Here is a 20,679-nt window from a genome sequence, read left to right as displayed (position 1 = left end):
AGTCCCCTGGTGGGTTAGTCCCGTGGTGGGTTCAGGCGAGCCTCCCGCGCGCCGATAGCAGAGGCAGGAGGCTCCGCCAGCGTGGGCGGGCCGACACCGCCGGGAGGCTAACGTGCGCCGTGCAGCCGTATCACTCACCCTGACCGCAGCCCTCGTCGTAGGGCCGCTGCTCGCGACCGCCGCGACGTCCGCTCCGCTCCCTGCCGTACCGCAGGCCTCCACCCAGGCAGTGCCGTCGTCCGCGTCGGCCAGCGTGGCGGGGGTGCTGGGCGCCTCGAAGAAGTACGCGAACTGCACGGCGCTCAACAAGAAGTACCCGGGCGGCGTCGCGAAGAGCAAGAAGGCCCGGAACACCAAGGTCGTGCGCGGCAAGAAGGTACCCGCCGCCTCCCAGTACAAGCCGAAGGTCTCGGCAGCGCTCTACGCGGCGAACAAGACCAAGGACCGCGACAAGGACGGCATCGCCTGCGAACGATGACCCGGCCTCCGCTCAACCCTGGACGGTGACCGCGTCGAGAGGCGTGCCGAGGAACCGGGCGTAGCGACTGGCCCCGGTCAGCCACAGCGCCCGCACGTCCGCGCTGCTCAGTGTCGTCGGCACCCCTCATTGTGAGCGGGCCGCATCGTCCTGCCGCAACAGGTGGCCCCCATCACTGTGCGGAATGGTCTCCGCCACCGGGGTGTTTCCCAGGCAGACAGACACTCCCAGGAGGCTCGCATGACGTCCGACGGCCAGGACCGCGGCACGGTCGACGTCGTCGTGGTCGGCGCCGGTCAGGCCGGGCTCTCCGCGTCGTACCACCTGCGGCGGCTCGGCGTGGAGCACGTCGTGCTCGACGCGAACGAGGGCCCCGGCGGGGCGTGGCGGCACCGGTGGCCGTCGCTCACCTTCGGCGGGGCGCACGGCATCCACGACCTTCCCGGCCTCCCGCTCGGCACACCCGACCCGGCGGAGCCGTCGTCCCAGGTCGTGGAGCGGTACTACGGCGAGTACGAGCGGCGCTTCGACCTGCCGGTCGTGCGCCCGGCACGCGTGACGGCGGTGACGTCCGACGACGGGCCCGACGGGCCGCTCACCGTCACCTCGGACGCGGGCGTGTGGCGGGCGCGCCGAGTCGTCACCGCGACCGGCACGTGGGACCGCCCGTACTGGCCGTACGTGCGCGGCCGCGAGACGTTCCGCGGCCGGCAGCTCCACACGCGCGACTTCTGGTCGGTCCAGGAGATGAGCGACCTCGACGTCGTCGTCGTTGGCGCGGGCGCGTCAGCGACGCAGTTCCTGCTGCAGCTCGACGGCGTCGCACGGTCGACGACGTGGGCGACGCGCCGCGAACCCGAATGGGTGTCACGGCCGTTCGACACGGAGTGGGGGCTCGACGTCGAGAAGCGCGTGCAGGCGCGCACGCTCGCGGGGCTGCCGACGCTCAGCGTCGTCGCGGCGACGGGTCTCGCGCTGACGCCCGAGTACCAGCGGGCGATCGATTCGGGCCTGCTGGTCTCGCGCGGGATGTTCACGCGGATCGTGCCGGACGGCGTCATCTTCCCCGGGCGCGACGGCGGTCCGGAGGAGACGGTGCACGCCGACGTCATCCTGTGGGCGACCGGCTTCCGTCCGGCGCTCGACCACCTCGCACCGCTGCGGCTGCGCGAGCCCGGCGGTGGCATCAAGACGGACGGGACCGTCGTCGACCGCGACCCCCGGGTGCTGCTCGTCGGCTACGGTGCGTCAGCGTCGACGCTCGGCGCGACACGCGCCGGACGCAAGGCTGCGATCGCTGCGGCTCGCGGCCTCGACCAGGCCGCGCCCGCGCTCAGCGCGGCAGCTGCGCGAGGATAGCGAGGGCGACGCCGCCCATCCCACCGATAGCGAGGGCGAGGATCAGGAGCACGACTCCCGCGAACATCGCGCGCGAGTTCCCGTTCTTCTCCGGGTCCACGACGGCGTCGTGTGGGTTCGACGGGTCGACATACACGGTGATGGGTTGGCCGTCCGCGTACGGCTTGAAGAACATCGGCAGGCGCCCGCTCGAGCGCCGCCACGTACCGTCGGGCATCGGGTAGTCGAACTCGATCGTGTGGGCGTTGCCGCCGAGCTGCCACCGCTGCACGACGCGACCCTCGACAGCGACGCGCGGCACCTGCTTGCGCCCCTGTGCCCCCTTGACGATCAGGACGATCGCCGCGACGAGCAGCCCGATCCACACGAGCAGCCCGAGCACGACCCCGACTCCGGCCGATCCGATCATGTCCACCCCTCCCCTGAGTCAGCCGCCCGACGCGGCGGCCGCCCCATCCTTCCGTGCACGCCGTCGGCCCGCCACCGCTACCGGCGCGCGCCGTCAAGGATGCCCGCACGGTCCCGCTACGGTCGAGGCATGACGACGTTCATCGCGCACCGCGGTGCGAGCGCCGCTTTCGCCGAGCACACGCGCGCGGCCTACGTGCAGGCCCTCGCCGACGGCGCGGACGGGCTCGAGTGCGACGTGCAGCTCACGGCTGACGGCGAGGTCGTGCTGTGGCACGACGCGACCCTCGACCGGACGAGCGACGCGACGGGCGACCTGCATCGCCTCACGCTCGCCGAGCTGCGAGCTCTCGACGCGTTCTCGTGGCGCACGCCCGCCGTACCTGACTCGCACGGCGAGGCCGGCACGCAGGTCCTCACGCTCGGCGAGCTCGCCCTGCTCGCGATCGCCGCCGACCGGCCGGTCGTGCTCGTCGTCGAGCTCAAGCACCCGAGCCCGTTCGGGCACGCTCTCGAGGACGCGACGCTCGACGTGCTGCGCGGCCACGGCTGGGACCCCGAGTCCGGTCGTCTCGGCGACTCCGAGGTGACGGTGTGCTTCATGAGCTTCTTCCCGTCGTCGCTCGAGCACCTCGCGCCCCACGTGCCGGGCGGGGCGCTCATGTTCCTCGTCGACGAGCTCTCCGACGCGGAGCTCGTCGCGGACCTCGACCCCGGCGCGCAGCCGACGCCCACAACGGTCGCGGCCGCCCGCGCGCTCGTCGCGCACGGCATGGCCCTCGTGATCGACGGCGCGGTAGGCGGCTTCGGCCCGTCCGTCGCCTGGTGCCGCGCGCACCCGGACGACGTACGCGCCCTCGTCGCGCAGGGCCGTACCCTGCGCGTCTGGACGGTCGACGACGTCACGGACGCGGAGCTCCTCGTCGGCCTCGGCGTCGCGGAGCTCACGACGAACACCCCGCGCGAGCTCCGCGCCGCGCTCTCCCGACGCGACCTCCACAAGGCGTCCACCCTGACGAGCCAGCGCGCCACGACGATGTGAGCACAGGCAGGGCACGACGAGAGGACTACCGATGGTGCTGGAGCTGATCATCCGTGACATCCGCGAGGTGCCCGCGCTCGTCGTCTGGCTCATGACCCCGAGCGTCCTGGTCGGTGCGCTCTGGCTCGCGCGCCGACGGCGGCACGAAGGCCGCGCGACGCGGGCCCTGACCGTGGCGACCGCGGTCGCGCTCGGAGCGCTGGCGCTCCAGCTCAGCGCGTGGGTCGCCTACTACGGGCTCCGCCTCGACAATGTCGGGAGCCGTGGCACGGTCCCGTGGCTCGTCCTGCCCACGGTCGTCGGGCTCGCTGCCGCCGTCTGGGCGGCAGCCTCGCAGGTCAGAGCTTCTGCGACAGCCAGTCGAACATGGTAGCGAAGTACTGCTCGCGCGCCGACTCGGGCGACAGGGCGAGATCGTGGACACCGCCAGGGATCTTCGCGAGCGTCACGTCGGCGCCGACCTGCTTGGCCCGCGCCTCGATCTGCTCGACGTCGAGCACGACGTCGCCGTCAGGTCCTGAGCGGTCGCTCGTGCACACGAGCACCGGGCAGCGCACCGCGAGCCCGCGCGCGAGGCGACGGTGCCCGCGCCGCACGGCGCGCAGCCAGGCGGCGCGCACGGGGACGCCGTCGGGGTTCTTGAGCGCGACGTCGTAGTCCCACTCGCCACCGCCCGCGACGTGGAGCCGCTGCGCGTACGTGGACGGTGCGGCATCGAGGACGTACGTGGGCCCGAGCGGCCCGACGACGTCGAGCACGCGCGTCGCCACCTCCCGGTCGAACCAGGGCGCCGCGAGATCGAACCACGGTGAGTTCAGGACGAGCGCGTCGACGGCGACCTTCCGCCGCAAGGAGTGCGCCCACAGGCTCGCGGTCAGTCCGCCGGTCGAGTGCGCGTTGACGACCAGCACGTCGTGCGAGCGGCGGATCCACGCCGCCGCCTCCGTCAGCTCGGGCCGGTAGTCACGCAGGTCTTCGACGAAGTGCGCGAGCTGCCACGGTCGCCACGACCGGCCGCACCGGCGCAGGTCGATCGCGTAGAAGTCGTAGCCCTCGTCCTCCCAGCGCTGTGCGAGGTGCGTCTGGAAGAAGTAGTCGTTGTAGCCGTGCACGTAGAGCACGGCACGACGCCGGGCAGGCGCCCCCTCGGGCTGCACGCGGCGCACGAGCGTCGCCACGACCGGTCCGTCGTCGTCCCCCTCGAGGTCGAACGTCGCCTTCTCGAAGCCGTCGAGCTCGTCTGCGACCCAGCGCATCTCTACCCCCGTGCGGTCGTCGGTGCTTGTCAGCAGGCTACGCCGCGACCTCGTCGCGAGCGCTGTCCGAGATGGGCGCGAGGAGGACGAGGCCCACGAGGAGGACGAGCATGATGCCCAGCACCCCCCAGTACTGCGCACCCGAGATGGCGACGAACGTCGAGAACGCGGCTGGCGCCATGAAGCTCGCGGCGCGGCCCGTCGTCGCGTACAGACCGAAGATCTCCGACTCCCGCCCGGGCGGGATGCGCCGCGCGAGCATCGTGCGGCTCGCCGACTGCGCAGGCCCGACGAACAGGCACAGGAGCAGTCCGAACACCCAGAAGGCGCCCTGACCTGCGTCGTGCAGGAAGAACACCGCGACACCAGAGATCACGAGGCCGACGAGCGACACGACGATCACGCGCTTCGGCCCGACCCAGTCCTCCACGAAGCCCGCGATGATCGTCGCGAGGCCCGCGACGACGTTCGCTGCGATCGCGAACACGATCACGCCCGACGGCGTGAACCCGAACGTCCCCGACGCGATGACCGCACCGAACGTGAACACGCCCGCGAGCCCGTCCCGGTACACCGCGGACGCGATGAGGAACTTCACGACGTCGCGGCGCTCGCGCCACAGCCTCGCGACGTCGCTGAAGAGCTTGCGGTACGCGCCCGCGACGCTGAGCCGCGCGCGCGTCGGCGACGGCGGCACCTCCGGGACGGCGAGCAGCACGGGGACCGCGAACACCGCGAACCACACCGCGGAGAACAGGACGGCGACGCGGTAGCGCAGCCCGCCGTCGTCGCCGACCCCGAGCCAGCCGACCTCCGGGTTGATGAACCCGACGAAGAGGATGAGCAGCAGCACGATGCCGCCGAGGTAGCCGGCGCCCCAGCCGATGCCCGAGACGCGACCGACGTTCGCGGGCGTCGAGACCTGCGTGAGCGTCGCGTTGTAGTTGACCGACGCGAGCTCGAAGAAGATGTTGCCCGCCGCCAGGAGCGTGATCCCGAGCAGGAGGTTCCCCGTGAGGTTGTCCGGGTCGGGTGTGACGAAGAACATCGCAGCGCTGATGGCGACCGTGACGAACGTGTTGACCGCGAGCCAGCGGCGGCGCCTGCCGCCGTCGTCCGAGCGGGCGCCGACGACGGGCGCGCTCACTGCGATGAGCACGCCGGCGATCGCGAGGCCCCAGCCGAGCCACGCGGAGTGGTCGGCGAGGACGCCGTCGAGCAGGAGCTTCGCGGGGCCCTTCGCCACGCCGGCGACCTTCTCGGCCTCGGCGGCGTCGACGACGTCGCGCGCGACGAAGTCGCTCGACGTGATCCACCGTGTGAACACGAACGTGGTGATCACGGCGTTGAACGCTGCGGAGCCCCAGTCCCAGAGGGCCCACGCGGTCACGACGCGAAGCCGGACAGGCGCCGCGGGAGACGGAGACGTCGGGCGGTCAGAGAGGGCGGTCTCGTCGTCGAGCCGCGCGTCGTCGGCGCTCATGCTCGGATCGTAGCCCGGTGAGACGACGCAGATCGGAAGCCGAGACGAACGGCGTGTGTCCGCCGTCCGTCCCGGACCCGGTCAGGTCAGACGTCGATGCGGCGCGGTCCGGCCTGCCACGCGCTCCACGCCGACTGCACGATCTCCTCGAACGAGTGCTGCGCCGTCCAGCCGAGCACGTCGTTGATCCGCTCGGACGACGCGACGAGCTGCGCAGGGTCACCCGCGCGACGCTCGCGGATCTCGGGGGTCGTGTCGAGCCCGGACGCGACCCCGATCTGCTCGATGACCTCGCGGACCGAGGCGCCCTTGCCGGTCCCGACGTTGAAGACGTCGTGCGGCCGCTCGTCCTTGCCGAGGTACTCGATCGCAGCGATGTGCGCCTCGGCGAGGTCGCTGACGTGGATGTAGTCGCGGATGCACGTACCGTCCGGCGTCGGGTAGTCGTCACCGAAGATCAGCGGCTTCTCGCCGCGCTCCAGACGGTCGAGGACCATCGGGACGAGGTTGAGGATCGCCGGGTCGCCGAGGTCGTCCCAGCCGGCACCTGCGACGTTGAAGTAGCGCAGCGCGACGAAGCGCAGGCCCCACGCGCGGTTGGCGGCGCGTCCGAGCCACTCGCCGATGAGCTTGGTCTCGCCGTAGGGATTGATCGGCTCCGCGTGGAGCTTCTCCTCGACGATCGCGGCGGACGGGTTGCCGTAGGTAGCAGCGGACGACGAGAACACGAGGCGGTCGACGTTGGCGGCCTCCATCGCGGTCAGCACGTTGGTGAGGCCGCCGACGTTCTGCTGGTAGTAGAAGGTGGGGCGTTCGACGGACTCGCCGACCTGCTTGCGTGCGGCGAAGTGGATCACCGCGTCGACGTCGTGCTCGCGCATCGTCGCCGTGAGGACGCCGACGGCCTCCGGGGACGCGACGTCGAGCTTGACGAGGACGGCGTCCCCGATGCGGGAGGCCGAGCCGGTCGAGAGGTCGTCGACGACGACGACGCGCTCGCCACGCTGCTCGAGAAGGCGGACGACGTGCGCTCCGATGTATCCGGCTCCGCCGGTGACGAGGGTGGTCATGGTCACGATCCTAGCGAGCGGGGCACTCTCGGCGCAGCGACCGAACGTCCGGTCGCGCTAGGCCCAGCCGAGCTCGTGCAGCTTGTCGTCGTCGATCCCGAAGTGGTGCGCGATCTCGTGGACGACCGTGATCCGCACCTCGTCGACGACGTCCTCCTCTGTCTCGCAGATCGCGAGCGTGGGGTTGCGGAAGATCGTGATGCGGTCGGGCATCGCGCCGGCGGCCCACGACGCCCCGCGCTCGGTGAGCGGGATCCCGTCGTAGACGCCGAGGAGGGTCGGGTCCTCCGGGGGCGCGTCGTCCTCGACGAAGACGACGACGTTGTCCATCTGCGCGGCCAGGTCCTGCGGGACCTCGTCGAGGGCGTCGCTGACGAGCTCCTCGAAGCGCTCCCTGGTCATCTCGATCACGGCACCATCATCCCCCGGGCCCTGGCCGGCCGGCCTCTGGGCCCCGGAGCCGCGGAATCCTCTCGATTTTGCCAGGACGCCGCCGTACGCATATGCTTACCGAGGTCTCCAACGGAACCGACTAGGCCCCCATCGTCTAGCGGCCTAGGACGCCGCCCTTTCACGGCGGTAGCACGGGTTCGAATCCCGTTGGGGGTACGCAACACCTGTAGTACATGCAGTATGGTCTTGTCTCACCACAAGGCCCCGTAGCGCAGTTGGTTAGCGCGCCGCCCTGTCACGGCGGAGGTCGCGGGTTCAAGTCCCGTCGGGGTCGCTCGATATCGCCCGGTCATCTGACCGGGCGTCGTCGATTACGGCCACTTAGCTCAGTTGGTAGAGCGTTCGACTGAAAATCGAAAGGTCGGCAGTTCGACCCTGCCAGTGGCCACATCACAGAAGCCCCGCCCGGTTCCCGGCGCGGGGCTTCGTCGTTCTCGACCGCCAGCGGCCGCCCCGCGCACCCGCTCCGGCCGCCAGCGTGCGGCACCCGAGCACGTCGACGTCACTACCTGCGCCCACGTCCCAGCCGCCCTACAGTTGTCTCGCGTTCCGAATCACGATTGAGTGGGAGTGTCGGCGCACCCGCGAACGGCCGGACGAAGGCAGGTATCTCATGACTGACCCGCTGCACGGCGACGGCGCCCGCACCGGCGCCGGCGCACCGAAGGAAGCCGACCCGTCGGTCGGCGAGCTCTTCGGGAGGCTGACCGAGCACACGACGCGGCTCGTCCGCGCGGAGATCGCGCTCGCGAAGGCGGAGCTCAAGGCGAAGCTCACCAAGATCGGGATCGGCGCTGGACTGCTCGTGCTCGCCGGCGTCCTCTCGTTCTACGCGCTCGGCAAGCTGCTCGACGCCGCCGCGCTGGGCCTGGCCGAGGCCGTCGCCCCGTGGCTCGCGTTCCTGATCGTCGGCGTGGTGCTGCTCATCATCGTCGGCATCCTCGCCGCACTGGGCGCGAAGGCCCTCAAGGCAGGATCGCCACCCACGCCCGAACGAGCCATCGACAACGTCAAGGCCGACGTCGAGGAGATCAAGAAGGGACTGCGCCGATGAGCGCCGAGAAGGAGCCCCAGCTCTCGTTGTCGGCTGCCGAGGCCGAGGTGCTCGCGGCCCGCGCGGACCTCGCCATGACGGTCGACGCACTTGCCGGGCGGCTCGACCCTCGCGTGCGTGCCACCGAGGCGGCTCAGGCAGCGAAGCAGGCCGCCGTCGATGCGCGCGGGCTGCTGACGGGAAAGGGCGCTCCGCAGCACGACCGGGAGCGCAGCCGGAACCTCAAGATCCTCATCGGTGTCGCGCTCGGGGCGACCGCTCTCGTCACGCTCGTGGTGGCGCGGCGCCGCTGAGACCGCCGGGCGCCCGTGTCCGGGTACGCCAAGGACGGGGCCGCGAGGCCCCGTCGACGTGTCTCGTCTGATCTGACGGGTGCTGTCGGCTGGGGGTCACCGCTCGGTGCCCCCAGCCGCGAAGTGCGACGATGCCGCTGCGTGCGGCTGCGTCAGCTCCCGTCGGCGAGAGCGGCCTGCGTCGCGCTCTCGTTGAGGAGCGAGAGAACCTCTGCCTCGCGGTATCGGCGGTGACCACCCAGGGTGCGGATCGCAGAGATCTTGCCCGCCTTGGCCCAGCGGGTGACCGTCTTGGGGTCAACACGGAAGAGGCTCGCCACCTCGGCCGGAGTCAGCAGTACGTCGGACTCATTGCCGTGGACTGGCATGGGTCGCTCCTTCATCGTCGTTCTTATAAGGCATCATCATGCCACCCGCAACCGGACGAAGTGACCGGACGCACGGGTGAAGATGTGAGGATCGTCGCAGTTGAACCGATGCGTCCGGATCGACCTGCAGCTCACCCCTCCCCCCTTATCGGCAGGGAACACCGAAGTGGTCGGAATACCGTCGGACCATGTACCGTTGGGGGCGAATAGACGAGTCAACATGCCGGACCGCCCGTGCATCGGAGCCCATCGACGGCATACCGACACGAGCCAGTCCTGCCTCTATGTAAGGGGGGTCACAGCCATGGGCCGCGGCCGTCAGAAGGCGAAGCAGACGAAGGTCGCTCGCGAGCTGAAGTACTACACCCCGCCTACGGACATCAGGGCGCTCGAGCAAGAGCTCTCCCGCCGCAGCGCGACTGACGTCGTCGACCACCGCAGTGCGGCGGAGGACGACGTTGACCCGTACGTGGACTGGAACGACGAGCGCGACTGACTCGCTCCCCCACAGCTCCACGGCCTCCAGTCGCCGAGCTGATCCCGAGCAAGCGAGAGCGCCGTACACCCCAGGTGTACGGCGCTCTCGTTCGTCTGTCGTCAGGGACGAGTCGCCGCGGGCCGTGGCCCGCGAGCCTCGGCTACCGGTAGTCGCCGACGAGGCGCACGGCGCCCGCCTGCACGCCCTTCGTCCCCGCGACGAGGCCCTCACGGTCGTCGTCAGCCCCGAGGTGAGCAACCTCACCCAGCACCCACGCATCGATCCCCGCCGCCTGGCAGCGCGCGATCGTCGCGTCCACGCCGTCCGCACCGACGACAGCGACCATGCCGACGCCGAGGTTGAGCGTGTTCTCGAGGTCGCCGCGCGGGACGCCACCGAGCTCGCGCACGAGGCGGAACACCGCAGGCACCTCCCACGACGCCCGGTCGACCGTCGCGACCGTCCCCGCCGGCAGCACGCGCGCCAGGTTTGCCGCGAGGCCGCCCCCCGTGACGTGCGTGAACGCGTGGACCTGCGTGGCCGGGTCACCCGCGATCGCGAGGACGTCCGACGCGTAGACGCGCGTCGGCTCGAGCAGCTCCTCCCCGAGGCTGCGGCCGAGCTCGTCGACGTGGCGGTCGAGCTCCCAGCCCGCATGCTTCACGACGGCGCGCACGAGCGAGTAGCCGTTCGAGTGCAGGCCCGACGACGCCATCGCGACGAGCACGTCGCCCACCTCGACACGGTCGGGGCCGAGCAGCGCGTCTGCCTCGACCACGCCGGTCGCGGCGCCGGCGACGTCGTACTCGTCCTCACCGAGCAGGCCCGGGTGCTCGGCGGTCTCTCCGCCGACGAGCGCCGTGCCCGCGACCGCGCACGCCTCAGCGACGCCACGCACGATGTCCGCGATGCGCTCGGGGACGACCTTGCCGCACGCGATGTAGTCCGTCATGAACAGCGGCTTCGCCCCGACGACGACGATGTCGTCGACGACCATGCCGACGAGGTCGAAGCCGATCGTGTCGTGCTTGTCCATCGCCTGCGCGATCGCGACCTTCGTGCCGACACCGTCGGTCGAGGTAGCCAGCAGCGGACGGCGGTAGGACAGCACCTCGGAGAAGTCGTACAGGCCAGCGAAGCCACCGGCCCCGCCCAGGACCTGCGGCCCGTGCGTGCGACCGAGCGCGGCCTTCATCAGCTCGACGGCCTTGTCGCCCGCCTCGGTGTCGACGCCTGCCGCGGCGTACGTGATTCCTTCGGTCATCGGTGCGCTCCTCGCGTCGTGGACCGCTCGCGGACCACGGGGATGGACGGTGTGCTTGCGGTCAGGGACGGGTGAGCGCGTCGCCGCCGCCCGTGGCGACGGCCAGCGTCGTCAGGCCGTCGGTCGGGTTGCCGAGCGGTGCGTCACCCGCCTCGAGCAGGTGCTTGCCGAGCTGCTCGGCGTCCGGCAGCTCGATCGGGTACTCGCCGGTGAAGCAGGCGGCGCACAGCTGTGAGGCGGGCTGCTCGGTCGCCTCGATCATCGCCTCGAGGGAGATGTAGCCGAGCGAGTCCGCGCCGAGCGATGCCGCGATCTCGTCCTTGTTGAGGCCGTTCGCGATGAGCTCGGCGCGGGACGCGAAGTCGATCCCGTAGAAGCACGGCCACTTCACAGGCGGCGCGGAGATGCGGATGTGCACCTCGGCGGCGCCCGCCTCGCGGAGCATCCGCACGAGGGCGCGCTGCGTGTTGCCGCGCACGATCGAGTCGTCGACGACGACGAGTCGCTTGCCTCGGATGACCTCGCGGAGCGGGTTGAGCTTGAGCCGGATGCCGAGCTGGCGCAGAGTGTCCGACGGCTGGATGAACGTGCGGCCGACGTAGGCGTTCTTCGTGAGGCCCTGGCCGAACGGGATGCCGGACGCCTGCGCGTAGCCGACCGCGGCCGGTGTGCCGGACTCGGGCACCGGGATCACGAGATCTGCCTCGACCGGGTGCTCCTGGGCGAGACGGCGCCCCATCTCGACGCGTGCGGCGTGCACGGAGCGCCCGGCGATCGTCGTGTCGGGGCGGGCGAGGTAGACGTACTCGAACACGCAGCCGGCGCGCTTGACCTCGGCGAAGCGGTGGGAGCGCAGTCCCTCGTCGTCGATGATGATCATCTCGCCGGGCTCGATCTCGCGGACCACGGAGGCGCCGACGATGTCGAGGGCGGACGTCTCGGACGCGACGACCCAGCCGCGTTCGAGGCGACCGAGCACGAGCGGGCGGACGCCCTGCGGGTCGCGTGCGGCATAGAGGGTGTGCTCGTCCATGAAGACGAGGCTGAACGCGCCGCGCAGGCGCGGCAGCACCTCGAGGGCGGTCTGCTCGAGGGTGTGCCCCTCGTCGCCCGCGAAGAGGGCGGTGATGAGCGCGGTGTCGGTCGTGTTGCCGCGGGCGAGCTCACCGCGGCGCTGGGCGCCGTAGCGCTCTGCGACGAGCTCGACGAGCTCGGCGCTGTTGACGAGGTTGCCGTTGTGGCCGAGGGCGACCGTCCCCTGCGCCGTCGCGCCGAGTGTCGGCTGCGCGTTCTCCCAGGTGACACCACCCGTGGTGGAGTAGCGGCAGTGGCCGACGGCGATATGGCCGCCGAGCGCGTTCAGCGCGGTCTCGTCGAAGACCTGCGAGACGAGGCCCATGTCCTTGTAGACGAGGATCTGCTGGCCGTTGCTCGTCGCGATGCCAGCCGACTCCTGCCCGCGGTGCTGGAGCGCGTACAGCCCGAAGTAGGCGAGCTTGGCAACCTCCTCACCGGGAGCCCAGACACCGAAGACACCGCACTCGTCCTGCGGTCCCTTCTCGCCAGGCATGAGGTCGTGATTGAGCAGTCCGTCTCCGCGCAAGGCCACGGCTTCAGTGTCCCACAGCACACTGAGCCCTCCCCGCGGGCCCACGATGCGGAACAGCCGACGCACGACGGGTCTGTGCGCCCGCCGCCTGGAGCCCCGCGACCTCGGCTGGGACCTCGGTCCCTGGACGGACCTTTCTGACATGTGAGACGGCCCGAGCATTGTCGATCGATTCTCTCGGGTTGCCGTTACGTTCCAGTCCGACCGGCACCCGCCGGCCCATCCCACGGACGAAGGCACGACCATGACCGCACGCTCGACACGAGGGGTCCTCACCCTTGCCCTGGCCGCACTCACGGCGACGGCGCTGAGCGCCTGCAGCCCGGAGCCACTCAACGCCACCACGAGCGGCGCCGCCGCGAGCACCCAGCTCAGCCTCGTCGGATTCGCCGTCCCCAAGGCCGCGAACGACGCCGCCCAGGCCGCGTTCGCGACGACCTCCGCGGGCGCCGGGACCACGTGGACGACGTCGTACGGCGCCTCGGGCGACCAGTCCCGCGCCGTCGAGTCAGGGCTCGACGCCGACTACGTCCACTTCTCCCTCACGGGCGACGTCGCGCGCCTCGTCGACGCCGGCCTCGTCGCAGACACGTGGGACGACGGCGAGCACAAGGGCATCGTCAGCGACTCGGTCGTCGTGCTCGTCGTCCGCGAGGGCAACCCCAAGAACATCCAGGGCTGGGAGGACCTCGTCCGGGACGACGTCACGATCGTCTCCCCCAACCCTGGCTCGTCCGGCTCGGCACGCTGGAACATCCTCGCCGCGTACGGCTCCGTCATCGCGAAGGGCGGCACCGAGGCAGACGCCGCCGAGTACCTCACGGCGTTCTTCCAGAACGTCGCCGCCCTGCCCGGCTCCGGCCGCGACGCGACGACCGCGTTCACGTCCGGCACGGGCGACGTCCTCATCTCCTACGAGAACGAGGCGATCCTCGCGCGGCAGAACGGCGAGACGTTCGACTACGTCGTCCCCGCCGAGACCCTCCTCATCGAGAACCCCGCGGCCGTCCTCAAGGACGCCGACCCGAAGGCCCAGGCGTACCTCGACTTCGTCCTGACCGCCGACGGCCAGCGAGAGTTCGCCGCGAAGGGGTTCCGCCCCCTCGTCGACGTCGGCGCCATCGAGGTCGAGGGCGCGAACGCCCCGAAGAACCCCTTCCCCGCCCCCGAGAAGCTGCTCACGATCGCCGACGACTTCGGCGGGTGGAGCGAGACGAACACCAAGTTCTTCGGTGACACCGGCCTCGTCACCAAGATCCAGCAGGAGACGGGCAAGAAGTGAACCCGCCGCGCACCGCGCTCGAGCGGCCGGCCCCACACGGGCCGGCCGTCTCGGACGAGTCCGCAGAGCCGACGGCTCCCGCGCCCATCACCCCGGGGCGCCCGCGGCGGGCACGACGCGCACCGGGCCCCCGCGACCTGACCACGTCGTCGCGCGTGGGGCTCGGCATCGCCGTCGTCTGGTTCTCCGTGCTCGCCCTGCTCCCGCTCGCCGCCGTCGTCGTCGCGACGTCAGACGGCGGATGGGGCGCCTTCCGCGCGACCCTCACCGACCCGCAGACCGCCGCCGCGATCAGCCTCACCATCACGCACGCGCTGGTCGTCACGGTCGTCAACATGATCATGGGCACCGTCATCGCGTGGGTCCTCGTACGCGACTCGTTCCCCGGCAAGCGCCTCCTCGAGGTGCTCATCGACATCCCGTTCGCGCTGCCGACGATCGTCGCCGGGCTCGTCCTGCTGTCCCTGTACGGGCCCGGCAGCCCCCTCGGCGTCAACGTCGCCAACACCGAGACGTCCGTGACGCTCGCGCTGCTGTTCGTCACGCTGCCGTTCGTCGTCCGCACCGTCCAGCCCGTCCTCGCCGAGCTCGACCAGGACGTCGAAGAGGCGGCCGCCTCCCTCGGGGCGAGCCGCACGACCACCCTGCGCCGCGTGATCCTCCCGTCGCTCGTCCCCGCGATCGCCTCCGGCGCCGCGCTGTCCTTCGCCCGCGGGATCAGCGAGTACGGCTCGCTCGTGCTGCTCTCCGGCAACCTGCCCATGCGCACCGAGGTCGCGTCCGTGCGCATCCTGTCCTACCTCGAGAACGGCGACCAGGCGGCAGCCGCCGCCGTCGCGACGCTGCTGCTCGCCGTCTCGCTCCTCGCGATCGCGACGCTCGACCTCATCCAGCGGAAGGTGGCGTCCCGTGGCTAGGAGCAAGACCACCACCTGGGTGCTGCGCACCGTCGTCGTCGCGTACCTGGTGCTGCTCGTCGGCTGGCCCGTCAGCCTCGTCGTGCAGAACACCTTCGCCGACGGCCTCACCTCGCTGCGGCACACGCTGAGCGAGCCGTCGGTCGTCTTCGCGCTCAAGCTCACCGTCGCGGTCGCCCTCCAGGCGACCCTGCTCAACACCGTCTTCGGCGTCGGCATCTCGCTGCTGCTCGTCCGCAAGGAGTTCCGCGGCAAGCGCCTCCTGTCCGCGCTGCTCGACCTGCCCCTGTCCGTGTCCCCCGTCGTCGTCGGCCTCGCGCTCGTCCTCGCCTACGGCGGCCGCGGCACCTGGTTCGGACCGACGCTCGAGGCCAACGGGCTGCAGATCATCTTCGCGACACCGGGCATCGTGCTCGCGACCGCGTTCGTGTCGCTGCCGCTCGTCATCCGCGAGGTCGTGCCCGTCCTCACCGAGATCGGCACCGACGAGGAGCAGGCCGCACGGTCCCTCGGCGCGGGCGGGCTCCAGACCTTCTGGCGCATCACGCTGCCCGCGATCCGCTGGGCGATCGTCTACGGCGTCGTCCTCACCCTCGCCCGGTCCCTCGGCGAGTTCGGCGCCGTGAAGATCGTCTCCGGCAACCTCGAGGGCCGCACCCAGACCGCGACGCTCCTCGTCGAGCAGAAGTACCAGGACTTCGAGCAGGCCACCGCCTACGCGACGAGCTTCCTGCTGGCCGCCGTCTCCGTCGCCTGCATCATCGTGGTCTCCTTCCTGCGGCCCGAGACGAAGGCCCGCCGATGAGCGCACCGCACCACCCCCTCCGCCCGTCCCACCTCCAGGAGCGACCATGAGCATCGACGTCCGCGGCGTCGGCAAGAAGTTCGGTGACTTCGTCGCGCTCGACGACGTCTCCGTGTCCATCCCCACCGGCCAGCTCACCGCGCTGCTCGGCCCGTCCGGCGGCGGCAAGTCGACTCTCCTGCGCATCATCGCCGGGCTCGAGACGGCCGACACCGGCACCGTCTCGATCGAAGGCCGCGACGCGACGAGCCTGCCCGCGCAGAAGCGCAACGTCGGGTTCGTGTTCCAGCACTACGCCGCGTTCAAGCACCTGTCCGTGCGCAAGAACGTCGCGTTCGGCCTCGAGATCCGCAAGACGCCCAAGGACGAGGTCCGCGCCCGCGTCGACGAGCTGCTCGCCCTCGTGCACCTCACCCAGTTCGCCGACCGCAAGCCCGCACAGCTCTCCGGCGGGCAGCGGCAGCGCATGGCGCTCGCCCGCGCGCTCGCCGTCCAGCCGTCCGTGCTGCTGCTCGACGAGCCGTTCGGTGCGCTCGACGCGAAGGTCCGCAAGGAGCTGCGCGACTGGCTGCGGCGGCTGCACGACGAGATCCCCGTGACGACAGTGTTCGTGACGCACGACCAGGAGGAGGCGCTCGAGGTCGCCGACGAGATCGTCGTCATCAACGAAGGGCGCGTCGAGCAGGTCGGGTCACCCGACGACCTCTACGACACCCCGGCGAACCAGTTCGTCATGGGCTTCCTCGGGCCGGTCACCACGCTCGGCGACCGCCTCGTGCGGCCGCACGACGTGCACGTGTTCACCGAGCCGCCCGCCGGCCTCGCCACCGTCGAGGGGCGGGTCGTGCGGGCGCTGCGCGTCGGGTTCGAGGTCCGGCTCGAGGTCGAGACCGCAGGCAGCCGCACCGAGGTGACGCTCACCCGTGCGGAGCAGCGCGCGCTCGGCGCCTCCGGCGGGTCGACCGTCTGGCTGCGACCCGCGCCCGACGCCCGCACGCTCACCCTGGTCTAGCAGCACCCCCAGGCGACAGATCGCTCGCGTGCACGCCTCAGGTGTGCATGCGAGGGATCAGTGCCGACGAAGGACGGCGAGGGCACCCGCCTCAGCGGCGTGAGCGGCGGTCGGCGACGAGCGCCCAGACCACCCCGACGACGAGACCCGCAAGGGTCACCTCGAGCGTGAGGATCGAGCGCGACCACCCGGGGTGCCCAGGCTCGAGGGCGAACACGTTGAGCGCCGCGCTCACGATCAGCCCCACGACGATCCCCGTCAGCGCGAACGCCTTGAACCGGGGCGCGCGGCGCACGGTGCTCGGGTCGACGACGGCGGTCACGGCGACCTCGGGCGTCGCTTCGGCGTTCGCTGCGGCCTCGGGCGCGGGCACGGTGGCGTCCGTCGGCGCGGGGTCGGGCGTCGTCGTGCTCGGCTGCTGCGGGTCGGTGGAAGTCACGTTCCGACCCTAGCCGCTCGGGGCGGTCGTCCTACGATCGAGCCATGCCCGCACGACGCCGCACCGACCCCGCCGCAGGACGCGCCGCGATCGCCGCCTGGCGCGAGGACCCGACCGACCGACGCGCCCGCGCGACCGCCGTCCGCTTCACGCTCGAGGAGATCGCCGAGATCGAGCCCGGCCACGCCGTCGAGGTCCGCATCCCGCCCGACGGCGCCGTCCAGGCGATCGATGGCCCGCGCCACACGCGGGACACCCCGCCGAACGTCGTCGAGACAGACCCGCAGACGTGGCTCCGCATCGTCACCGGCGAGATCGCCTGGGCCGAGGCCGTCGCCGACGGGCGCCTGCGCGCGTCCGGCACGCGCGCAGACATCTCCCGGCTGTTTCCCCTGCAGGCCGCTCGCGCACGCTGACGCGGCAGGTCCGGTGTCAGGGGCAGCCGATAGCGTCCCGACCATGATCGACACGTTCGCCCCAGCACCGCCCCTCCGCTCCGCACGCCTCCTGCTGAGCCCGCTCTCGCACGCGGACGTGGACGCGGTGCACGCGATCTTCGCGGACGAGCGCACCTGGCGGCACCTCCCGAGCGGCCGTCACACGGACGTCGAGCAGACGGTCACGATGATCGAGCGCTCGCTCGAGAGCCTCGCCGAGCACGGCTGCGGCAGCTGGGCCATGCGGCTCGTGGAGGACGGCCCGCTCGGCCCACTGCTCGGCGTCGGCGGGGTCACGTGGTCGACGGTCGGCTGCTGGAACCTCGGCTACCGGCTCGCACCCGAAGCATGGGGCAAGGGATTCGCGACCGAGGTCGCGCGTGCGGGGATCGTGCACGCCCGCCGCGCCGAGCCCGACGCCCCCGTGACCGCACGCGTGCTCGCGACGAACCCCGCATCGATCCGCGTGCTCGACCACGTGGGCCTCACCCAGGTGTGGCGGGGCGTCCCGCGCGACCGCACGCTCGTCGCCGCCGACGCCGAACGGATCGTCTTCAGCGACCGGCGCCTGAGCGCCGAGACCCGCGACAGGCTCATCGCGCTCGGGTGACACCTCCACCCGCCGCGGCGGGCTCCTCCGCGAGCTCGAAGCCCACCTTGCCGTCGCCCACCTCAGCGTGCGCGAGCCGAACCCGCACGCGGCTGCCCAGCTCGAGATCGGCCCCCGGCGACGAGACCTTCGCGCGCACCGCCGGCTCCGCGATCATCACCGTGCCGCGACCGCGGCTGCCGTTCGTGTCGACGACCACGCCGTCGAACACCTCGCCCTCACGCCCCCTGAGCACCGCCGCCTCGACAGCGTCCACACAGCCCCGCTCGAACGCAGCCGCACGCTGCCCCGTCGACGACATGATCTCCGGCAGACCAGCGAGACCCTCGCGCACCCACGCGGGCACGGGCTCACCCGCGCTCACCGCCGCGCACACCTCGAGCCCGTACCGGTCGACGAGCCGCCGCAGCGGCGCGGTCACGTGCGCATAGCGCGCCGCGATCGCCGCGTGCTGCGCGTCCGCAGGGTCAGCGGGCAGCGGATGCCCCGCCTCGGCGTCGAGCACACGGTAGTCCGCACCGCGGAACAGCGACGTCGCCTCGTTCATGAATGCCGCATGCGCAGGCGTGCGCGCGTCCAGGCGGTCCAGGAGGTCCGCATACGCGAGCGACGCCGGCCACTCGATCCCGAGCGCCACAGCAGCCCGCCGCAGCCGCTCGAGGTCACGCGGGTCCGCAGGCGGGAGGGTCCGCAGGATCCCGACGCCCGCCGCGACCATCATCCGCGCGGCCGCCATCCCCGTCAGCAAGGAGATCTGCGCGTTCCACGCCTCGACCGGCAGCACCTCACGGAACTCGAGGTGCACGCCCGCGCCGTCGACCACCGCCTGCTGCTCCGGCACGTCGAGCGAGACGCCGCCGCGGTCCCGCTCGCGGTCCAGCCGCAGCACTCCGACCTCTCGCAGGAGGAGAAGCACGTCAGTCGCGCTCCCGTCGTCGATCGCGGCCTGCGCGCCCGCGTAGCTGAGCCGTGCGCGCGAGCGCACCACCGCCCGACGCACCTGCGCGTCCACCTGCTCGCCGCGCTCGTCGAGCCGCACGTCCCACAGGTACGCGAACCGGTCGACGTCGGGCAGGAGGCTCAGCACGCCCTCGCTCAGGACGGGCGGATGCAGGGGCAGGCGCGTCGCCGGCCCGTAGACGGTCGTGCCACGCTCGCGCGTCACCCGGTCGAGCGCGCCACCCGGCGTGACGGCCTGCGCGACGTCAGCGATCGCGTAGCGCACGCGGAAGCCCGACCCGTCGCGCTCGATGTGGACCGCCTGGTCGAGGTCCATCGAGCCCGGCGGGTCGATCGTCACGAGAGCGACGTCACGGGCGTCGAGCACGTCCCCAGGCGGTGCCGCGAGCTCCGCAGCGACACGCGCAGCCGCGGCCTCCGCCTCGGCGAGCGCGTCCGCGGGGAATTGCACCTCGATCCCCAGGTCGATGCGCAGCTGCTCGAACCGGTCCGCCAGGGTAGGAGACGGCGACGGCTCGAGCCGCATCGTGTGACGCGTCAACGCGCTCTCCGGTCCACGAGTCCAAGCGCGTACTCGGTCCACCAGGTACCGGCGGCGGGACCACCGTTGCAGGTGCCGTCGCTCTCGCCCGGGCGCTTGACCCACAGGTAGGCGTCGAGCCGCGAGCCCCCGACCCAGCGGGGCTTCACGCCGAGCCCCTGCCCGGGCGGGTTGCACCACTGGTCGCCCGCGGTCGCCCGACCGTTGCGCGCGGTGTCGATCACGTAGTGCCGGTTCTTGGCCTTCACCCCGAGCTTGCCGAGCGCCTTCGACACCTTCGCGGCGTACGCACGCTCCTTCTTGGTCGACTGGAAGTTCGAGACGTTCGTCGCGAAGCCGCGCGCCTTCGCGACACCGGCCGCCTTGAGCCGCTTGGCCATGTCCGCAGGCGTGCGCCAGTTCGAGTGGCCCGCGTCGATGTAGACGAGGGCGCCCGCGGCGGAGAGCTTGCCGACGGCGTACCTGAGCAGCGTGGCGCGCGTGGCGCCGGCGCAGTCGAGGCCGAGCGCGTCGGGCTCGAGCACGACGATCGCCTTGCTGCCTCGCAGGCCGGCAGACACCTCGCGGACCCATCGCTTGTACGTCGCGGCGTCGAACCCGCCGGACGAGTAGCCGCCGCAGTCGCGGTCGGGGATCGCGTAGAGGACGAGCTGCGGCACGGCCTTGGCCTTGCTCGCCTTGCGAGTGTAGGTCCGTACGTCCTTGCGGACCGTCGACGTCGGGTTCCAGGTGCCGAACCACTTCGCCTGGGCGGTGCTGGAGATGACCTTGAGCTTCTTCGCCTCGCTCGTCCGGCCCGCACTCACGGCCGCCCTGCGGGCCGTCTCGGCCTGGCTGTCCTTGTCGACGTAGAGCTTGCGTGCCTTCGTCGCGGTCGCGACGCCGCGCGCGACGGACACGTGAGCGCCTGCGGCAGCCGCGGTGTCGGGCGTCGAGGGCAGGCGGTCCGTCCCGGCGGCGGCCGTCGCGCCGGGGACGGCGAGGACCAGGGCCAGGGCGAGGGCGACGGAGGTGCGGCGGCGTCGGGCGGTGCGAGGCATGAGACGAACGTAGCGCGGATC

At 71.6% G+C, this 20,679-nt stretch carries 24 protein-coding genes and 3 tRNA genes; 16 read left to right on the top strand and 11 right to left on the bottom strand.

The window, feature by feature from the left end; all coding sequences use genetic code 11:
• Nucleotides 1-112 precede the first annotated feature (112 nt).
• Together HF995_RS11820 and HF995_RS11815 are read left to right on the top strand one after the other, a co-directional pair.
• Entirely contained in the window at nucleotides 113-478 is a 366-nt protein-coding gene (locus HF995_RS11820; RefSeq protein ID WP_350308877.1) for an excalibur calcium-binding domain-containing protein, read from the top strand.
• A gap of 240 nt (nucleotides 479-718) precedes the next feature.
• Nucleotides 719-1,837, top strand: coding sequence for an NAD(P)-binding domain-containing protein (locus tag HF995_RS11815; RefSeq protein WP_168448014.1), 1,119 nt, complete (start codon nucleotides 719-721; stop codon nucleotides 1,835-1,837).
• Here HF995_RS11815 and HF995_RS11810 read toward each other — a convergent pair.
• The gene (locus tag HF995_RS11810) at nucleotides 1,812-2,246 is read right to left on the bottom strand and encodes a DUF3592 domain-containing protein (protein WP_168448013.1); all 435 of its coding nucleotides are present in this window, start codon (nucleotides 2,244-2,246) and stop codon (nucleotides 1,812-1,814) included. The genes HF995_RS11815 and HF995_RS11810 overlap by 26 nt on opposite strands.
• A 129-nt stretch (nucleotides 2,247-2,375) precedes the next feature.
• Here HF995_RS11810 and HF995_RS11805 point away from each other — a divergent pair, with 129 nt between their 5' ends.
• Both HF995_RS11805 and HF995_RS11800 read left to right on the top strand, forming a co-directional pair.
• Nucleotides 2,376-3,287, top strand: coding sequence for a glycerophosphodiester phosphodiesterase family protein (locus HF995_RS11805; RefSeq protein ID WP_168448012.1), 912 nt, complete (start codon nucleotides 2,376-2,378; stop codon nucleotides 3,285-3,287).
• A 31-nt stretch (nucleotides 3,288-3,318) separates the two neighbouring features.
• Entirely contained in the window at nucleotides 3,319-3,660 is a 342-nt protein-coding gene (locus tag HF995_RS11800) for a hypothetical protein (RefSeq protein ID WP_168448011.1), read from the top strand.
• Here the strand turns inward: HF995_RS11800 and HF995_RS11795 are convergent.
• The 4 genes from HF995_RS11795 to HF995_RS11780 all read right to left on the bottom strand — a co-directional run bounded on the left by HF995_RS11795 (nucleotide 3,626) and on the right by HF995_RS11780 (nucleotide 7,498).
• A complete protein-coding gene (locus HF995_RS11795; protein ID WP_168448010.1) occupies nucleotides 3,626-4,543 on the bottom strand; it encodes an alpha/beta hydrolase in 918 nt (305 codons plus the stop codon). The two genes, HF995_RS11800 and HF995_RS11795, sit on opposite strands and share 35 nt — an antisense overlap.
• A gap of 37 nt (nucleotides 4,544-4,580) precedes the next feature.
• A complete protein-coding gene (locus tag HF995_RS11790) occupies nucleotides 4,581-6,026 on the bottom strand; it encodes an MFS transporter (protein WP_168448009.1) in 1,446 nt (481 codons plus the stop codon).
• Nucleotides 6,027-6,112: 86 nt separating this feature from the next.
• Nucleotides 6,113-7,096 carry a UDP-glucose 4-epimerase GalE gene (galE, locus tag HF995_RS11785; protein ID WP_168448008.1) on the bottom strand — a complete coding sequence of 328 codons (984 nt, stop codon included), beginning with the start codon at nucleotides 7,094-7,096 and terminating at the stop codon, nucleotides 6,113-6,115.
• A 57-nt stretch (nucleotides 7,097-7,153) separates the two neighbouring features.
• Nucleotides 7,154-7,498 (bottom strand): metallopeptidase family protein, encoded by a 345-nt coding sequence (locus tag HF995_RS11780; protein WP_168448165.1) that lies wholly within the window; start codon nucleotides 7,496-7,498, stop codon nucleotides 7,154-7,156.
• 134 nt (nucleotides 7,499-7,632) lie between these two features.
• On the opposite strand from HF995_RS11780, the gene HF995_RS11775 reads away from it, so the two are divergent.
• From HF995_RS11775 to HF995_RS11755, 5 genes are all read left to right on the top strand, one after another.
• Nucleotides 7,633-7,705 (top strand) — tRNA-Glu (locus HF995_RS11775).
• Nucleotides 7,706-7,749: 44 nt separating this feature from the next.
• A tRNA-Asp gene (locus tag HF995_RS11770) sits at nucleotides 7,750-7,823 on the top strand.
• Between the two features lie 41 nt (nucleotides 7,824-7,864).
• Nucleotides 7,865-7,937, top strand: a tRNA-Phe gene (locus HF995_RS11765).
• 225 nt (nucleotides 7,938-8,162) lie between these two features.
• The gene (locus HF995_RS11760; RefSeq protein ID WP_168448007.1) at nucleotides 8,163-8,603 is read left to right on the top strand and encodes a phage holin family protein; all 441 of its coding nucleotides are present in this window, start codon (nucleotides 8,163-8,165) and stop codon (nucleotides 8,601-8,603) included.
• Nucleotides 8,600-8,896 carry a DUF3618 domain-containing protein gene (locus HF995_RS11755; protein ID WP_168448006.1) on the top strand — a complete coding sequence of 99 codons (297 nt, stop codon included), beginning with the start codon at nucleotides 8,600-8,602 and terminating at the stop codon, nucleotides 8,894-8,896. The genes HF995_RS11760 and HF995_RS11755 overlap by 4 nt, the downstream gene beginning before the upstream one ends.
• A 152-nt stretch (nucleotides 8,897-9,048) precedes the next feature.
• On the opposite strand, the gene HF995_RS11750 is transcribed toward HF995_RS11755, so the two are convergent.
• Nucleotides 9,049-9,264, bottom strand: coding sequence for a BldC family transcriptional regulator (locus HF995_RS11750; protein WP_098458256.1), 216 nt, complete (start codon nucleotides 9,262-9,264; stop codon nucleotides 9,049-9,051).
• A gap of 304 nt (nucleotides 9,265-9,568) precedes the next feature.
• Here HF995_RS11750 and HF995_RS11745 point away from each other — a divergent pair, with 304 nt between their 5' ends.
• Complete coding sequence (locus tag HF995_RS11745; protein WP_098458255.1) at nucleotides 9,569-9,760, top strand: DUF3073 domain-containing protein; 192 nt, start codon at nucleotides 9,569-9,571, stop codon at nucleotides 9,758-9,760.
• Nucleotides 9,761-9,902: 142 nt separating this feature from the next.
• On the opposite strand, the gene purM is transcribed toward HF995_RS11745, so the two are convergent.
• Both purM and purF read right to left on the bottom strand, forming a co-directional pair.
• Entirely contained in the window at nucleotides 9,903-11,006 is a 1,104-nt protein-coding gene (gene purM / locus HF995_RS11740; RefSeq protein WP_168448005.1) for a phosphoribosylformylglycinamidine cyclo-ligase, read from the bottom strand.
• Between the two features lie 61 nt (nucleotides 11,007-11,067).
• Nucleotides 11,068-12,615, bottom strand: coding sequence for an amidophosphoribosyltransferase (purF, locus tag HF995_RS11735; protein WP_168448004.1), 1,548 nt, complete (start codon nucleotides 12,613-12,615; stop codon nucleotides 11,068-11,070).
• A gap of 244 nt (nucleotides 12,616-12,859) precedes the next feature.
• Between purF and HF995_RS11730 the strand changes: the two genes are divergently transcribed.
• The 4 genes from HF995_RS11730 to HF995_RS11715 are packed head-to-tail and all read left to right on the top strand — an operon-like array spanning nucleotide 12,860 to nucleotide 16,631.
• Nucleotides 12,860-13,897, top strand: a complete 1,038-nt coding sequence (locus HF995_RS11730; protein ID WP_168448003.1) for a sulfate ABC transporter substrate-binding protein — start codon at nucleotides 12,860-12,862, stop codon at nucleotides 13,895-13,897.
• Complete coding sequence (gene cysT, locus HF995_RS11725) at nucleotides 13,894-14,814, top strand: sulfate ABC transporter permease subunit CysT (RefSeq protein WP_350308876.1); 921 nt, start codon at nucleotides 13,894-13,896, stop codon at nucleotides 14,812-14,814. The genes HF995_RS11730 and cysT overlap by 4 nt, the downstream gene beginning before the upstream one ends.
• Nucleotides 14,807-15,619, top strand: coding sequence for a sulfate ABC transporter permease (locus tag HF995_RS11720; protein WP_168448002.1), 813 nt, complete (start codon nucleotides 14,807-14,809; stop codon nucleotides 15,617-15,619). Before cysT ends, HF995_RS11720 begins: the two co-directional genes overlap by 8 nt.
• A gap of 46 nt (nucleotides 15,620-15,665) precedes the next feature.
• A complete protein-coding gene (locus HF995_RS11715; protein ID WP_168448001.1) occupies nucleotides 15,666-16,631 on the top strand; it encodes a sulfate/molybdate ABC transporter ATP-binding protein in 966 nt (321 codons plus the stop codon).
• A 91-nt stretch (nucleotides 16,632-16,722) separates the two neighbouring features.
• Here the strand turns inward: HF995_RS11715 and HF995_RS11710 are convergent, their stop codons facing one another.
• The gene (locus HF995_RS11710) at nucleotides 16,723-17,070 is read right to left on the bottom strand and encodes a hypothetical protein (protein ID WP_168448000.1); all 348 of its coding nucleotides are present in this window, start codon (nucleotides 17,068-17,070) and stop codon (nucleotides 16,723-16,725) included.
• Nucleotides 17,071-17,114: 44 nt separating this feature from the next.
• Between HF995_RS11710 and HF995_RS11705 the strand changes: the two genes are divergently transcribed.
• Both HF995_RS11705 and HF995_RS11700 read left to right on the top strand, forming a co-directional pair.
• Nucleotides 17,115-17,486, top strand: coding sequence for a sterol carrier family protein (locus HF995_RS11705; protein WP_168447999.1), 372 nt, complete (start codon nucleotides 17,115-17,117; stop codon nucleotides 17,484-17,486).
• Between the two features lie 43 nt (nucleotides 17,487-17,529).
• Nucleotides 17,530-18,117: a GNAT family N-acetyltransferase gene (locus HF995_RS11700; RefSeq protein ID WP_168447998.1), complete on the top strand. Its 588-nt coding sequence runs from the start codon at nucleotides 17,530-17,532 to the stop codon at nucleotides 18,115-18,117.
• Here the strand turns inward: HF995_RS11700 and HF995_RS11695 are convergent.
• Nucleotides 18,101-19,618 (bottom strand): RNB domain-containing ribonuclease, encoded by a 1,518-nt coding sequence (locus HF995_RS11695; RefSeq protein ID WP_286189596.1) that lies wholly within the window; start codon nucleotides 19,616-19,618, stop codon nucleotides 18,101-18,103. The two genes, HF995_RS11700 and HF995_RS11695, sit on opposite strands and share 17 nt — an antisense overlap.
• Nucleotides 19,615-20,658: a glycoside hydrolase family 6 protein gene (locus HF995_RS11690; protein WP_168447997.1), complete on the bottom strand. Its 1,044-nt coding sequence runs from the start codon at nucleotides 20,656-20,658 to the stop codon at nucleotides 19,615-19,617. Before HF995_RS11690 ends, HF995_RS11695 begins: the two co-directional genes overlap by 4 nt.
• Nucleotides 20,659-20,679: the final 21 nt, after the last annotated feature.

Origin of the sequence: Sanguibacter hominis ATCC BAA-789, from assembly GCF_012396185.1 — a bacterium.
GTDB classification, from domain to species: Bacteria; Actinomycetota; Actinomycetes; order Actinomycetales; family Cellulomonadaceae; genus Flavimobilis; species Flavimobilis hominis.
This window is presented reverse-complemented; position numbering and strand designations above follow the sequence as displayed.